At 58.2% G+C, this 14,681-nt stretch carries 15 protein-coding genes; 10 read left to right on the forward strand and 5 right to left on the reverse strand.

All coding sequences use genetic code 11. The annotated features are described in order from the left end of the window. Positions 1 to 11 precede the first annotated feature (11 nt). Positions 12 to 2,804 carry a DNA translocase FtsK gene (locus tag K5Q35_RS16145; protein ID WP_220800309.1) on the forward strand — a complete coding sequence of 931 codons (2,793 nt, stop codon included), beginning with the start codon at positions 12 to 14 and terminating at the stop codon, positions 2,802 to 2,804. Between the two features lie 104 nt (positions 2,805 to 2,908). After that, positions 2,909 to 3,502, forward strand: coding sequence for an outer membrane lipoprotein carrier protein LolA (locus K5Q35_RS16150; protein WP_044025753.1), 594 nt, complete (start codon positions 2,909 to 2,911; stop codon positions 3,500 to 3,502). 2 nt (positions 3,503 to 3,504) lie between these two features. Here the strand turns inward: K5Q35_RS16150 and K5Q35_RS16155 are convergent, their stop codons facing one another. Both K5Q35_RS16155 and K5Q35_RS16160 read right to left on the reverse strand, forming a co-directional pair. Beyond that, complete coding sequence (locus tag K5Q35_RS16155) at positions 3,505 to 4,092, reverse strand: hypothetical protein (protein WP_013963705.1); 588 nt, start codon at positions 4,090 to 4,092, stop codon at positions 3,505 to 3,507. A 71-nt stretch (positions 4,093 to 4,163) separates the two neighbouring features. After that, positions 4,164 to 5,045 carry an AEC family transporter gene (locus K5Q35_RS16160; RefSeq protein WP_013963704.1) on the reverse strand — a complete coding sequence of 294 codons (882 nt, stop codon included), beginning with the start codon at positions 5,043 to 5,045 and terminating at the stop codon, positions 4,164 to 4,166. A gap of 84 nt (positions 5,046 to 5,129) precedes the next feature. Between K5Q35_RS16160 and hspQ the strand changes: the two genes are divergently transcribed. Continuing rightward, positions 5,130 to 5,456: a heat shock protein HspQ gene (gene hspQ, locus K5Q35_RS16165; protein WP_013963703.1), complete on the forward strand. Its 327-nt coding sequence runs from the start codon at positions 5,130 to 5,132 to the stop codon at positions 5,454 to 5,456. A gap of 8 nt (positions 5,457 to 5,464) precedes the next feature. Here the strand turns inward: hspQ and ggt are convergent, their stop codons facing one another. From ggt to K5Q35_RS16180, 3 genes are all read right to left on the reverse strand, one after another. After that, the gene (gene ggt, locus K5Q35_RS16170) at positions 5,465 to 7,042 is read right to left on the reverse strand and encodes a gamma-glutamyltransferase (protein ID WP_220800310.1); all 1,578 of its coding nucleotides are present in this window, start codon (positions 7,040 to 7,042) and stop codon (positions 5,465 to 5,467) included. A 263-nt stretch (positions 7,043 to 7,305) separates the two neighbouring features. Then, positions 7,306 to 7,752, reverse strand: coding sequence for an ATP-binding protein (locus K5Q35_RS16175; protein WP_013963701.1), 447 nt, complete (start codon positions 7,750 to 7,752; stop codon positions 7,306 to 7,308). Positions 7,753 to 7,775: 23 nt separating this feature from the next. After that, positions 7,776 to 8,117 (reverse strand): STAS domain-containing protein, encoded by a 342-nt coding sequence (locus K5Q35_RS16180; protein ID WP_013963700.1) that lies wholly within the window; start codon positions 8,115 to 8,117, stop codon positions 7,776 to 7,778. Between the two features lie 81 nt (positions 8,118 to 8,198). Here K5Q35_RS16180 and K5Q35_RS16185 point away from each other — a divergent pair, with 81 nt between their 5' ends. The 7 genes from K5Q35_RS16185 to K5Q35_RS16210 all read left to right on the forward strand — a co-directional run bounded on the left by K5Q35_RS16185 (position 8,199) and on the right by K5Q35_RS16210 (position 14,661). Continuing rightward, positions 8,199 to 9,371, forward strand: coding sequence for an acetyl-CoA C-acyltransferase (locus K5Q35_RS16185; RefSeq protein ID WP_220800311.1), 1,173 nt, complete (start codon positions 8,199 to 8,201; stop codon positions 9,369 to 9,371). Positions 9,372 to 9,420: 49 nt separating this feature from the next. Further along, a complete protein-coding gene (locus K5Q35_RS16190; RefSeq protein WP_220800312.1) occupies positions 9,421 to 9,876 on the forward strand; it encodes a GAF domain-containing protein in 456 nt (151 codons plus the stop codon). A 120-nt stretch (positions 9,877 to 9,996) separates the two neighbouring features. Beyond that, a complete protein-coding gene (locus K5Q35_RS16195) occupies positions 9,997 to 10,569 on the forward strand; it encodes a helix-turn-helix domain-containing protein (RefSeq protein ID WP_013963697.1) in 573 nt (190 codons plus the stop codon). Next, positions 10,569 to 11,189: a LysE family translocator gene (locus K5Q35_RS16200; RefSeq protein WP_220800313.1), complete on the forward strand. Its 621-nt coding sequence runs from the start codon at positions 10,569 to 10,571 to the stop codon at positions 11,187 to 11,189. Before K5Q35_RS16195 ends, K5Q35_RS16200 begins: the two co-directional genes overlap by 1 nt. 1 nt (position 11,190) lies before the next feature. After that, the gene (locus K5Q35_RS22700; RefSeq protein ID WP_259650560.1) at positions 11,191 to 11,322 is read left to right on the forward strand and encodes a hypothetical protein; all 132 of its coding nucleotides are present in this window, start codon (positions 11,191 to 11,193) and stop codon (positions 11,320 to 11,322) included. 1 nt (position 11,323) lies between these two features. Then, complete coding sequence (locus tag K5Q35_RS16205) at positions 11,324 to 13,774, forward strand: FAD-dependent oxidoreductase (protein ID WP_220800314.1); 2,451 nt, start codon at positions 11,324 to 11,326, stop codon at positions 13,772 to 13,774. Then, on the forward strand, positions 13,771 to 14,661 hold the full coding sequence (locus tag K5Q35_RS16210; RefSeq protein ID WP_220800315.1) for a homocysteine S-methyltransferase family protein: 891 nt from the start codon (positions 13,771 to 13,773) through the stop codon (positions 14,659 to 14,661). Before K5Q35_RS16205 ends, K5Q35_RS16210 begins: the two co-directional genes overlap by 4 nt. Positions 14,662 to 14,681 lie beyond the last annotated feature (20 nt).

Here is a 14,681-nt window from a genome sequence, read left to right on the forward strand (position 1 = left end):
GTAAAAAGGGTATGGCATTTCAGACACGCGGGCGGGATCCACTTTTCGACAGCAACATGGCGGAGGCGATGGAAAAGCGCGGGAAAGAGCTTTTCGGTCTGGCGCTGATGATCCTCGGTGCGATGGCCTGCGCGATGATTGCATCCTACACGCCGGATGATCCCAATTGGATGGTATCAACCGATGCAACGGTCCAGAACTGGATGGGGCGGATCGGGGCCTCGATTGCGGCACCGTTGTTCATGATCGTGGGCTGGGGTGCCTGGGGCATCGGGATTGTGCTTTTGGCCTGGGGCGCGCGTTTTGCGCTACACACCGGGGCGGAGCGCGCCTTGGGTCGCTTGATTTTCGCCCCGATTGCGATTGCACTGGGGTCGATTTATGCGGCGACGCTGACACCGGATGGCAATTGGCTCGATACTCATAGCTTTGGGTTGGGCGGCCTGTTTGGTGATACGGTAATGGGCGCAATTCTGACGCTGCTGCCTGTTGGTTCGACCGTCACGGTGAAGCTGATGTCCTTGCTGATGGCCGTTGGTATCATTGTGTTTGGCGGCTTCGTTTTGGGCTTTACGCGCGCAGAGGTTGCGCGGATCGGGCGCTTTCTGCTGATGGGTCTTGTGATGCTTTACGCTGGATTGATGACCTTGCTGGGCCGTAGTGCGCAGGGCGCCGTCTCTACCGCGCAAGAAATTGCGGCGCGGCGCGCCGAACGCAGGGCGCAGGCGGAGGAAATGGCAGCGCTTACGCAAACCGAAGTTGCGCCGTTGCCTGAGAACATGATGTTCGAGACACCTGAGCCTGAGCAGAAAAGCGGCTTGTTTGCCCGCATGCCCAGCCTTGTGCGTCGACCAGACGCAATGCCCGAACCTGAGTTGGTCACACAGCCCGACGCACCCGATGTCGAAGAAGGCCCGGGCGAGGACAGAATAAAGGCGCGTATCGCGGATGTGATCAAATCCCGCGTGCGCTCAAGCACCGCAGTGCATGTCCCGACGACGGCCCCGTTGACGCGCGGCCGCGGGCGTGGCCCGGATCCGCTGGTGCTGGATACATCCCCGGCTGTGCGGCCCGAACCACCGCTCACCGCTCGGCAGGCGCAGGCACCAGAGCCGGAAGTAGAAGACACGGCATCATTTGAGATGCCCGAAGCCCGCGTTGACGAAGTCATCGAAATTCCCCGTCCGGAACCGCGCCGCGTTGTGCAGCAGCCCGTGCGAAAACCGGTTCAACCCTCACGGCGTGCGCAAGCCGAAGCCCAGCCGACGCTGTCGTTCGATGACACCCACCCCGGTTTCGAACTGCCGCCGCTGAACCTGCTGGAAAACCCGATAGACATACCGCGCCTGCAGCTTAGCGATGAAGCGCTTGAGGAAAATGCGCGCATGCTGGAGTCCGTTCTCGATGACTATGGCGTTAAGGGCGAAATCGTCGCCGTGCGTCCCGGCCCGGTCGTGACCATGTATGAACTGGAGCCTGCTCCGGGTCTCAAGGCAAGCCGGGTCATCGGTCTGGCTGATGATATCGCGCGGTCGATGGCGGCCCTTTCTGCGCGGGTATCAACTGTGCCGGGCAGGTCCGTGATCGGGATCGAACTGCCCAATGACACGCGCGAAAAGGTTGTCTTGCGCGAAATCCTGTCTGCCCGGGATTTTGGCGACACGAACATGCGCCTGCCGCTTGCCTTGGGCAAGGATATCGGCGGCGATCCAATCGTGGCAAACCTCGCCAAAATGCCCCACCTTTTGATTGCCGGGACCACGGGGTCCGGTAAATCCGTTGCGATCAATACGATGATCCTGTCGTTGCTGTACAAGCTGTCGCCTCAGGAATGCCGGATGATCATGATTGATCCCAAAATGCTGGAACTGAGCGTTTATGACGGCATTCCACATCTGCTTTCACCGGTTGTGACCGACCCGAAAAAGGCGGTTGTCGCCTTGAAATGGGTGGTCGGTGAAATGGAAGAACGCTATCGCAAGATGTCGAAAATGGGCGTGCGTAACATTGAGGGTTACAATGGCCGTGTGCGCGAGGCGCTCAGCAAGGGCGAGATGTTCAGCCGCACCGTCCAGACCGGGTTTGACGATGATACCGGCGAGCCGATCTTTGAGACGGAAGAAAACACGCCCGTGACGCTGCCCTATATCGTCGTGATCGTTGATGAGATGGCAGACCTGATGATGGTGGCCGGCAAGGAAATCGAAGCCTGCATTCAGCGTCTGGCGCAGATGGCGCGGGCCTCTGGCATCCACCTTATCATGGCGACGCAACGCCCCTCGGTGGACGTGATCACGGGCACGATCAAGGCGAACTTCCCGACGCGGATTTCCTTTCAGGTCACGTCGAAAATCGACAGCCGAACAATCCTTGGAGAGATGGGCGCGGAACAACTTCTGGGCATGGGTGACATGCTTTACATGGCGGGCGGGGCAAAGATCATCCGCTGCCACGGTCCTTTTGTGTCTGACGAAGAGGTCGAGGAAATCGTCAATCACCTCAAGGCATTCGGTGAACCTGACTACGTCAATGGCGTGGTAGAGGGGCCGTCCGAGGATGCAGAAAGCAGTATCGACGCGGTGCTGGGTCTGGGCGGAAACACCGATGGTGAAGACGCGCTTTATGACACGGCCGTGCAGGTGGTCCTGAAGGATCGCAAATGCTCAACCAGCTACATCCAGCGCAAACTGGCCATCGGCTATAACAAAGCCGCCCGTCTGGTCGAGCAGATGGAGGATCAGGGTCTCGTTTCGCCTGCAAACCACGTCGGCAAACGGGAGATTCTCGTGCCAGAGCAGGGATAACGGGCAAAAAAACGCTTCGTTTGACGCGGTGATATCGCATAACAGGCCGATGCCTCCTATGTCACAGGTGAGTTTGAACATCGGAGGATACTTCCTTGAGCCTTATATCGCGCATTCTGTTGGTTGCTTGCTTGTCCTTGGTCCCTGCGGCCTCAGGTGCGGCGGAGCAGTTGAAGCTGGCTGAAATATCCGCCTATCTCAACAGTCTCGAAACGCTGAAGGGCGATTTTCGCCAAATCAACGATGACGGTTCCGTCAGCACCGGGCAGCTTTATATGCGGCGGCCCGGACGCATGCGGTTTGAATACGACCCGCCCGAACAGGCGCTGGTGATTGCGGCAGCCTCTGCCGTCGTCATCATCGATAGGAAATCGAACCAACCGTCAGAAACATATCCGCTGAGCCGCACGCCGCTGTCGCTGCTGCTCGGTCGGGATATTGATTTGACGCGGGCCGCGATGGTGCGCAATGCGCGGTTTGACGGGACATGGACCATCGTGACCGCCGAGGACCCTGATAACCTCGAAAACGGCTATCTTGAGATGTATTTCACCGATCAGCCCACGCGTTTGGAACAATGGGTCATCCACGATGCTTCAGGCGGGCGGACCAGAGTCGTTCTGGGTGAGTTCGAGACGGGCATAAACCTGCCCAACTCTCTTTTTGATCCGGACCGCGAGAAAAGCCGCGACCGCTGAGGTCAGCGGCGCAGGTTACAGGTGGCCAGTTGCGCCTGATAAAGATCGGCGCGCGCGTCCACCTTGTTGGCCACATTCAAGAGCCAGGATTTGCGGTTGTACGACCCACGCGCATAACCTGTGTGCCCCTCGTGATAGGCAAGGTACTGGTTGCGCGCATCATGTAAGGCGATGCCGTTACGCTGCTGGCTGATGTTCATATACCAGCCCATGAAATCGGAGGCGTCGCGAATACGGTCACGGCGCGCCAGACGTTTGCCGGTCGCGCGTTGGTAGTCTGACCATGTGCCATCCAGCGCTTGCGAATAGCCGTATGCGCTGGAAACGCGGCCCATCGGGATGACCCCCAAGGCGTATTTATGTGGCGTCTTTGCATTGCCGATAAACCGGCTTTCCTGATGCATCGTTGCCATTTGTACATGCACCGGAACACCCCATTTTTGCTGGGTCCTCTGGAAAGCACGCATATATTCAGGGCGCTGTTGGGCAATGCTGCACGCATCGTTCAGATTACGCGGAGCCGTAGAGGACACCCCCCCGCAGGAGGCGACCAACAGTAAAATTGCCATAGCGCGAAGAGTTCTGCTCATCTGCCTCTCGCTTTTATTTTTTGTTTTTTATTGCAGTAGCGCAAATCTTCGCCAAGGGGAAATCACGTTTTTTACAACAGAAAGCCCAGCAACAGAGGCAAGGCAGCAACAGACATCAGGGTTGAAGCCACAACGAGGCCCGCGACCTCTTCGGCGTCTGCGCCGTACTTTTCCGCCAACATGTAAGACGTCACCGCAACCGGCGTTGCGACCTGCAGAACCAGCACGCCCAAGGCAACGCGATCAAGGGCAAACGCATCACCGACATACCACGCGACGCCTGTGCAGATCACCAGTTTGACCGCGCTTAAGGCCGTTGCGCGCAACACCCCGCCCGGTTTCAACCGCGCGATGGCGACCCCAAGTGTGATGAGCATCAACGGAATCGCCATTTGCCCGATGAGGTCGAGCGTATTTGTCACAAAGGGCGGTGTCTGCCAGCCTTGCCATAGAAAGATTGCGCCCAAAATGGTGCCTGCGACCATGGGTTCGCGGATCACCTTGCCCAGCGATCCGGCACCCGCGACCAGCCAGACCCCGAAGGTGAAGGACCAGACCGCCATAATTCCGAAAACGATGATGGCATAGCCAAGGCCCGTTTCGCCATACGCGAAAAATGCCAGTGGCAAACCGATGTTGCCGGTATTGCCGAACATGAGGGGCGCCGCAAATGTCTGGCGGTTGAGCCTGAGCACAAAAACCAACACAAGGATTGCAATTGTGACAATGCCATAGGCCCCGATTGCGGCCAGTGACAGCGCTGTTAAATCCTCCGGTGCGATCTCCGTTTGCATCAAGGATACGAAAACCAGACAGGGCACTGAGAGCGTCATGGCAAGCTGTGTGACAAACCTGATGCGGTATTCATTGCCCAGTTTGACCCAGACAAATCCGATTGCAGCCAACAAAAACACCGGCGCCACGATTTCGAGCACTGTCAGTGCGAGGTTCACAGACTGTTTCCTTTTTTTGCCGACCAAGTATTGGACAAACACCGCCCGAAGCGTCTACTAACGGAAACGAGGGGCTGCAATGCTATGATTAAAACACGCGCAAAATATCATCTTGGCCAGATCGTCCGGCACAAAAAACACCCGTTTCGCGGGGTGATCTTTGACGTGGACCCTGAGTTTTCAAACACCGAGGAATGGTATGAAGCCATTCCCGAAGACAGCCGCCCTGTGAAAGAACAGCCGTATTATCATCTGCTGGCCGAAAATGAGCAGAGCTATTACGTCGCCTATGTCTCCGAGCAGAATCTTATTGCGGATTATTCAGGTGAGCCGGTGGATCACCCTGATATCCCCGACTTGTTCGGCCCCCTGCAGGATGGCACCTACCCGCTGCATTTTCAGCTGAACTGAGTGCTCGATCAGTAGCCCAAAGCGCAGCCATCTTTGCGTGGATCACTCGCGCCCTCAAAAACGCCATTGTCATGTATCAGGATCGCCTGCGCCCCGCCAATTGCCGTCTGGGGGATGCTGACAGAGTGCCCCAGATCGGTCAGTTCCTGGCGCACTGTGTCGCTATAGCCGCGTTCGACCTGCATATTGCCCATGTCAGAAAAGGCGCGCGGGGCATCAATCGCTGATTGCGGGTCCATGCCAAAATCGGTGAGGTTGCTGACAAATCGCGCATGTCCGTTCGGCTGGTAAGCCCCGCCCATGACGCCGACCGGCATGATCACCTTGCCGTTCTTGCGCAGCATGGCAGGGATAATGGTGTGCATCGGACGTTTGCCACCCTTGAGCTCATTCGGATGCCCCTGTTCGAGTGTAAATCCTGCCCCGCGGTTCTGTAGCAAAATCCCGAATTTATCAGAGGCGATGCCCGAGCCAAAATCCTTGAAGATTGAATAAATCAGCGACACGGCCATGCCATCGCGGTCTACGGTAGAAATATAGACGGTGTCCTTGTGGACCATTTCGGTCAAAGGAGCGGCCGCTGGCATCGCTTTGCCCGGATCAATCATGGCGGCCAGCTTTTTGGCCAGCGACATATCCAGCATATGCGCCAACCGCGTGGTGTGATCGGCATCCGCAAGGAAACGGTTGCGGGCGTCATAGGCCAGTTTCGCTGCTTCCGCTTCGATATGCGCGCGTTCGGTGCCAAAAGGCGCCATCGACGCAAGGTCAAACTGCGCGAGGATGTTGAGCATCAGGATCGCGGTGGCCCCTTGACCGTTGGGGAGATGTTCGACGATTTCGATGTCCTTGTAGGAGCCGAAGATTGGCGTGGTCTCGTCACAGGCTGCGGCGGCAAAATCATCCAATGTGTGGACGCCCCCTGCGGCTTGAAGGGTGGTGACCATGTCTTCGGCAATTTCGCCGGTGTAAAAGGCCGACGCGCCTTGTTCAGCGATGCGGCGCAAGACTTCCGCCTGACCGGGTGCGCGGAAGATATCACCGGTTTTCAGGGGCTTCCCGGCGATCAGGTACTTCTCTCTCGCGCTGCCTTGCAGGTTATGGCCGTAGTTTTCCCAGTCAAAGGCCACGCGCGGTGCGACCGGAATTCCGTCCTGTGCATATTTAATGGATGGTGCCAGCAGCCTGTCCAGACCGAGGGTGCCAACCGTTTCAGCTAAATGGGCAAAAGCGGCGACAGCCGTTGGAATTGTAACGGCATGGGCTGAAAAGGGCGGAACGGTGGTTTCACCTGCCACGCGCAAATCATGCGCATCCAAAGCTGCGGGTGCCCGGCCTGATCCGTTCAAAGCGCGCACATTCTGGCGGTCACGATCAGACCACAGAACAAAGCAATCACCGCCGATGCCCGTCATGGCCGGTTCGCACAGGCCCAGCAAGACAGCCCCCGCGATGGCGGCGTCCATCGCGTTTCCGCCTTGTTGCAGAACATCGATTGCGGTTTTTGCCGCGAGCGGGTGAGAGGTTGCACACATGCCGTTGCTGGCAAGAACCGGGGAACGACCGGGGTGGTGAAAATCGCGCATTTGAGGACCTTTAATCAGGGCTGTGTTGCGCGTAAATTAGCGACTTCGATTTGGAAGTCCACGACCCTCGGCTGGATATGTCAATCTATGCAAAGGGAAGTCCCCGACGCTGCGTACTGGGTGGGGGCTGTTACACGCAGCGTCGAGGGAAGCTTATGTTAGCTACAGGTGTTGGTGTGACGTGCAATCAAGGCAAGAATATGCTCGTAACGGGGCCGTTTGAGGAAAGTAACGAGAAAAACGACCTGCCGTCTTTGCACCTGCTAAGCTGTACCAACTGCAAGGCGCATATCCAGATGGTTCTCGCTTCCAACGCGTTCGTAACGGACGTCCTTTGCGAGATGCGTGATCAGGAACCAACCAAAGCCGCCTTCAGGCATGTCTTCCAGTTCCAAATCCAAAGTGCCCAGTTCGCCCAAGGGCATTTTGCCATCGGGCATTGCATAGCCCTTATCCTTGATCTTCAGGATCAGGCCATCTTTCCGGTGCGCGCATTCTATTGCGATCGGGCCGGAAGGTTGCGACGGTGGATAGGCATGTTCAACAATATTGTTCAAAACCTCTGCCAGGACCAGTTCGATGGTACCGGATTCTTCCACATCCAGTTCCAACGGACGCAAGGCGTCAAGAAACTGGCTTAGAGCTTCTCTCGCCGCGTATTGCCCGCTCTCTACGCAGACTCTAAATGGACGGAGTTGTTCCGCTTCCATTTAATCGCTCCTTACTGGCACGTCTATTGAGGCCTTAATTCGGCGAGGGCACCTTCCAATGTCGGAAAGACGCTAAAGACCGAGTCCATTCGCGTTAAGGTAAAGACACGCTCGACAGTCGGCGTCAGACCGGCAAGCGCCATCTTGCGGTTGGCGCCCATATGTTTCATCGCCGCCACGATGGCGCCCAATCCGCTCGAGTCGATAAACTCAACACGGCTCAGGTCCAGAACGACGACGTCTGGACCGTCATCTGTTTCCACACGCATTGCATCCTTGAACTCAATCGCGACAGCCGCGTCTATGCGCGCACCTTGTACGGAAACGATCCGCAATTGCTGGTCTGTTTTGCTTGCAAGTTCCATTATATACCCTGACATAATCGTGCATAAGTGCTTACCGGGTAAGTCTTACGATTTGATTTAGGTATTCGGAGAATGCGAATCATGGAAGACGTTGTGATCGTGGGAGCGGCGCGCACCCCAATGGGTGGGTTTCAAGGCGCCTTGTCGTCTTTGAGCGCTGCGCAGCTTGGCGGGGTCGCGTTGAAATCAGCGATGCAGGTTGCTGGGGTCGCGACCGTGGACGAGGTGTTGATGGGGTGCGTTTTACCTGCGGGTCAGGGTCAGGCGCCCGCCCGGCAAGCGGGTTTTGCGGCGGGGCTGGACGACACAGTGCCTGCGACCACGCTCAACAAGATGTGCGGGTCAGGCATGAAAGCAGCGATGATCGCCTTTGATCAGATCGCCCTCGGACAGGCCAGTCTGATCGCGGCAGGTGGCATGGAGAGCATGAGCAACGCCCCTTATTTGTTGAATAAAATGCGTTCTGGCGCGCGCCTTGGTCATAGTGAAGTGATTGATCATATGTTCCTTGACGGGTTGGAAGACGCCTATGACAAAGGGCGTTTGATGGGGACATTTGCCGAAGACTGTGCAGAGACGTTTCAGTTTACGCGGCAGGCACAGGACACATACGCACTGGCATCACTTTCCCGCGCGATAGAAGCTCAGAAATCCGGCGCGTTCGACGCCGAAATCACACCGGTTGACGTGGTGTCGCGCAAGGGCACGATCACGGTCGTCGCGGATGAGCAACCGGGGGCGGCAAGGCCGGAGAAAATCCCGCAGCTCAAGCCTGCGTTTCGGGACGGTGGCACGGTAACTGCGGCGAATGCGTCGTCCATTTCGGATGGGGCAGCGGCGCTGGTTTTGGCCTCAAATCCTTATGCCGTATCAAATAGTCTGACAGTTCGGTGTCGCGTCGCTGGCCATGTGACACATGCCCAAGCGCCCGGGCTATTCACAACCGCACCGGTTCCAGCCGCCCGGAAGCTGTTGCAAAAGATAGGCTGGGACAAGGACAGCGTTGATCTGTGGGAGGTGAACGAAGCTTTCGCGGTTGTGCCGCTCGCCTTCATGCATGAAATGGGCCTTGATCATGGCGTCGTAAACGTAAACGGCGGTGCCTGTGCGCTGGGGCATCCGATTGGCGCGTCGGGCGCGCGTATCATGGTGACCTTGCTGAATGCGATGGAAAAGCGCGATGTCAAACGGGGTGTCGCTGCGATCTGTATTGGTGGGGGCGAGGCGACAGCCATCGCGCTTGAGCGCGACTGAACCGTTTGTCGTCTTGAAGAAACAGGTTTCAAACCCGGAGTCCAGACGCGTGAAGGTCGATTACCCAACCCTTGCAAAAACAATCGCTGCCCTGACCGAGGGAGAGACGGATGTTGTCGCCCTGATGGCGACGGTCGCCTGCGAAGTCCATCACTGCGACGATCGTTTCGACTGGACCGGTTTTTACCGGGTGACGGGGCCGCAAATGCTCAAAATCGGTCCCTATCAAGGGGGGCATGGCTGTCTGGTCATCCCGTTTTCGCGCGGCGTTTGCGGGGCTGCTGCAAGGACGCGCGAGATACAGCGTGTTGAAGACGTCGATGCCTTTCCGGGTCACATCGCTTGCGCCTCAAGCACACGATCCGAACTGGTGTTGCCGGTTGAGGACGCGCGTGGCGCGTTGCTGGGGGTATTTGATATCGACAGCGACCAGCCCGCTGCATTCCATCAGCGCGATGCGGATGAGATCGACCGTATTCTGAAGGCTGTTTTCGGTCGGTTGTAGTTTCTGGATCCGAGGGCGGTTCAATCCGGCGGCAAAAAACGCGGCCTGCGCCATGAAAAAAGCCTGGATTTTTTCACTCAACTCAGGCACCGTGAAATTCAAAGGAGAATTTTCACGCTCATGCACCACAGCCTACCGGACGAACCACAGACTTTGGGGGCCGATCTGCGGGCCCTGCGCAAAGCGCGCGGGCTGACGCTGGCGGATCTGGCGGAGCGTTTGGGGCGTTCTGTCGGATGGCTCAGTCAGGTGGAGCGGGACAAATCCGACCCGTCGATTTCCGACCTGCGCGCGATTGCCAAGGTGCTTGAGGTCTCAATCTCGATGCTGTTTCGCCACGCACCGGCGACCGCGACCGAGGCGGGCTATATCGTGCGTGCCGCTGCGCGCCGCCCGATGGGCTCGAAAACCGAAGGGTTGGTCGAAGAACTATTATCGCCTGACCTCACGGATGATTTCGAGATGGTGCATTCCACCTTTGAACCGGGCAGCCGCGTCAAGGAGATGGTCACCCGCCCCACTCAAGAAGTCGCCTATCTGCTCTCCGGCACCTTGCAGATCGAGATCAACGAAACCGTCCACACGATCCATCCCGGTGACAGCTTTCGCATTCGCGGCGAAGCGTTCCGCTGGTCAAACCCCTACGCAGAGCCGGCAGTGGCGATCTGGGTCATCGCCCCACCGGTTTATTGATGGGGTTTGAGGCATGGACCATATTCGCGCTGTTCTGGATTGTCTTTGTCACAACGCCGGGTCCCAATGCGGTGAATTGCATCCAAAACGGCATACACCTCGGGTTTGGCCCTGCGATGATCGGGGTGCTGGCGATCCTGACACAGGCGACGCTGTTTCTGATCCTCTCCGCCTTTGGCATCACGGCACTGATTGCGGCATCACCCGCCGGTTTTTTCGCGGCCAAGATGATCGGTGCGGCATTTTTGATTTACCTTGGGGTGCGCGGCTGGATGCAGGCCCGCACCCCGGTGAAGATCAGCGCAACACCAGCGAAATCCATCTACTTTCAAGCGCTCGCCATCGCCACCATCAACCCCAAAAGCGTTGCGGGCTATCTCGCGGCCTTTTCACAATTCGTGCAACCGGATGTGCCGATTTGGGAGCAGATGACCGTCATCGTGCCAACCGCCCTGACACTGACCGCGCTCAGCTACACCGGCTTTTGTGCCCTTGGCGCAGGGCTTGGGCGTGCAGCGCTGGACGCGGTTTTCAACGTTTGGCTGCGGCGCATTCTGGCCTCCTGTTTCGTGATCTACGGTCTGTTGCTCGGCTTTTCAAATGCGCCGGGGCGCACGTGACATGACAACAAACGTCACCACGACCAACCTGCGTATGGCACTTGCCGGTTTATGTCGCGAAACACATCGCTTTGCCGTCGGCAAAGGCGGCTACCACAAGAGTACGGACTTTGTCCCACAAGAGGAGAAGTGAAATGGCTGAATTTCCAACAACAGCGCGTGTCGTGATTATTGGCGGGGGCGTGGTGGGCACCTCGACCCTTTATCATCTGGCCAAGGCAGGGTGGAAAGACTGCGTTCTGCTTGAAAAGAACGAGTTGACCGCCGGGTCGACATGGCATGCGGCGGGCAATGTGCCGAATTTTGCAGGGTCGTGGGCGGTGATGAACATGCAGCGCTATTCGGCGGCCATGTACCGGACGCTGGGTGACGACGTGGATTACCCGATGAACTACCATGTCACCGGGGCTGTGCGTCTGGCGCACTCGAAAGAGCGGATGCAGGAGTTTGAGAAAGTCGCGGGCATGGGGCGCGCGCAGGGTCTGCAGATGGACATCTGCACGCCTGAGGAATTGCAGCAGTATAACCCCTTCATGGAAACGCATGATCTTGCGGGGGGCATGTGGGATCCCCTGGATGGTGATATTGACCCGGCGCAACTGACGCAGGCGCTGGCCAAAGGCGCGCGGCAGGCGGGCGGGCGGATTGAACGGTTCTGCCCGGTCACGGGGATGGACCGGGATGGCGATGAATGGATCGTGAAAACCGAGAAAGGCAATATTCGCTGCGAAAAGGTCGTCAACTGCGCCGGGTATTACGCGCAGCGCGTCGGTGAGATGTTCAAACCCTTCGGCGGGCGCACTGTGCCGATGGTGGTCATGAGCCATCAGTACTTCCTGACCGAACCGATCCCCGAGCTGGAAGCCTGGACCAAGGAGAACGGCAAGAAGGTCGCGATGATCCGCGATGTGGATACGTCCTATTACCTGCGGCAGGAAAAGACGGGTCTGAACCTCGGCCCCTATGAGCGCAATTGCAAGGCGCATTGGGTCACGCCGGAGGATCCCATGCCGGAGGATTTCTCGTTCCAGCTTTACCCGGATGATCTGGAACGGCTGGAGTATTATATCGAAGACGCCATGGAACGGATGCCACTTTTGGGCACATCCGGTGTGGGGCGCAACATCAACGGGCCTATCCCTTATGCGCCCGATGGTTTGCCGATGATCGGCCCGATGCCGGGGGTCAAGAATGCCTTTGAAGGGCACAGCTTTACTTTCGGGATCGCGCAGGGTGGCGGGGCCGGCAAAGTGTTGTCGGAATGGATCATGCATGGCGAGACCGAACTTGACATGTGGGCCGTCGATCCGCGCCGCTACACCGATTATGCGGATCACGATTATTGCCTTTCCAAGGCGCTTGAAACCTATGGCCATGAATACGCCATGCATTTCCCGCGCCACGAATGGCCTGCGGGGCGGGACAAGAAACTGTCACCGGTGGATGCGAAAATCCGTGCGCTTGGCGGTCAGATGGGGGCCTATAACGGGTGGGAGCGGGCGAATTGGTTTGCCAAACCCGGCGATGATACCTCAGAGGACTCGACCCACACATGGGATCGCAACGGGCCGTGGGCCGCACGCATCAAGGAAGAGGTCGAGGCCGTGCGCGATGGCGTTGGCGTGCTGGACCTGCCGGGCTTTTCGCGCTTCAAGGTGGCAGGACTGGGGGCAGATGAATGGCTGCGTGGTCTGACGACGGGATCGTTGCCCAAGATCGGCCGCGTTGGTCTGCTCTATTTTGCGGACAGCCGTGGGCGTATCCTGACAGAAATGTCAGTGACGCGCGAGGCGGAGGACCGCTTTGTTCTGGTGACGGCCGCATCGGCCCAATGGCATGACCGCGACTGGCTTGAAGGTCAGATGCCGGACAACTGCGCCTTTACGCTTGAAGACTGGACCGACCGGATGTCGACCCTGATCGTGACCGGCCCGGAGGCGCGCGCCCTTCTGGGCAAGCTGTGCGACGCTGATCTGACCTTGCCGTGGCTCAGCTTTCAGGAGACCGAGGTTGCGGGCGGCTGGGCGGCCTTGCTGCGCGTTTCCTTTGCGGGGGAGCTTGGCTGGGAAGTGCACGCCGAAAACGCGGATATCCCGGCGATGTATGACGCCATCCTTGATGCGGGGGCTGTGCCTTTCGGGATGTATGCACTGAATTCGATGCGGATCGAAAAGGGATATCGCGCATGGAAAGGTGATTTGTCGTCGGATTATTCGCTGCTGGAAGGCGGGCTGGAACGGTTCATCCGCTTTGACAAGCCGCAGGATTTTCCCGGAAAATCTGCGTTGCTGAACGAAAAGCAACAGGGCGTGAAAAAGCAATTCGTCACGCTGGTGGTGGATGCCTATGCACAGGATGCGCCCTATATGGCGCCGCTGTTTCACGGGGATGAGGTCGTGGGCGAGACGACCTCGGGCGATTGGGGCTACCGTGTGAACAAGTCCATCGCGCTTGGCATGCTGCGCAAGGACCTGACCGAACCGGGCACCGAGATCGAGGTTGAAATCTATGGCCAACGCCGCCGCGCGACGGTGCAGGCAGATCAGCCGCTCTGGGATCCGCAAAACGAGAGGATCCGTGCATGACGCAGATTACCCTCTTGGATGGTGGCATGGGGCAGGAATTGGTGCACCGCGCCGGGGACAAGCCCACGCCGCTTTGGTCAACGCAGGTGATGGTGGATCACCCCGGTCTGGTTGAAGCGGTGCACGCTGATTACTTTGCCGCCGGTGCGACGGTCGCCACGACGAATTCATATGCGATCCACCATGATCGGTTGGAAGGCACCGGTATGGAGGACGCTTTTGAGGATCTATATCAGCGCGCCCTGAGCGAAGCTTCCGCCGCGCGCGCGAAACATGGATCGGGTCGTATCGCTGGAGCGCTCGGGCCGCTGGTGGCGAGCTATCGTCCTGATCTTCACCCGTCTCGTGAGATTGCTGTGCCATTGTTTGCCGAGGCTGCGGCGCTGCTCGCGCCTGTGTGTGATGCACTGATCCTTGAGACGGTCGCCTCGGTTGCCCATGCGCGCGATGCCCTTGAAGGGGCGCGCAGCACAAACCTGCCCGTTTGGCTGTCGTTGACAGTTTCGGACGGTGACGGGATGCAGTTGCGTTCGGGTGAACCGCTTGAGGACGCTTTGGAGGTTACCGCAAATGCGGATGCGGTACTCGTTAATTGCTCAGCCCCCGAAGCGGTCACCAAGGCAATGCCCATCCTCGCGCAAAGCGGAAAACCATTTGGCGGCTATGCGAACGGCTTCGTGCAAATCAGCCAAGACTTCCTGAAAGAAAAACCGACCGTGGACACGCTCGAAACGCGCCGCGATATGGGGCCGCGCGCCTATGCGGGGTATGTCATGGAGTGGGTCGCCGCCGGGGCCACCATCGTCGGTGGCTGCTGCGAGGTCGGCCCAAAACACATCGCGGAACTTAAAAAGCGGCTGCTGGCAGCCGAACACACCCTCGCCTGAGGGCAGGTTTTTCTGAACGG

Origin of the sequence: Roseobacter sp. OBYS 0001 (assembly GCF_019654895.1) — a bacterium.
GTDB classification, from domain to species: Bacteria; Pseudomonadota; Alphaproteobacteria; order Rhodobacterales; family Rhodobacteraceae; genus Roseobacter; species Roseobacter litoralis.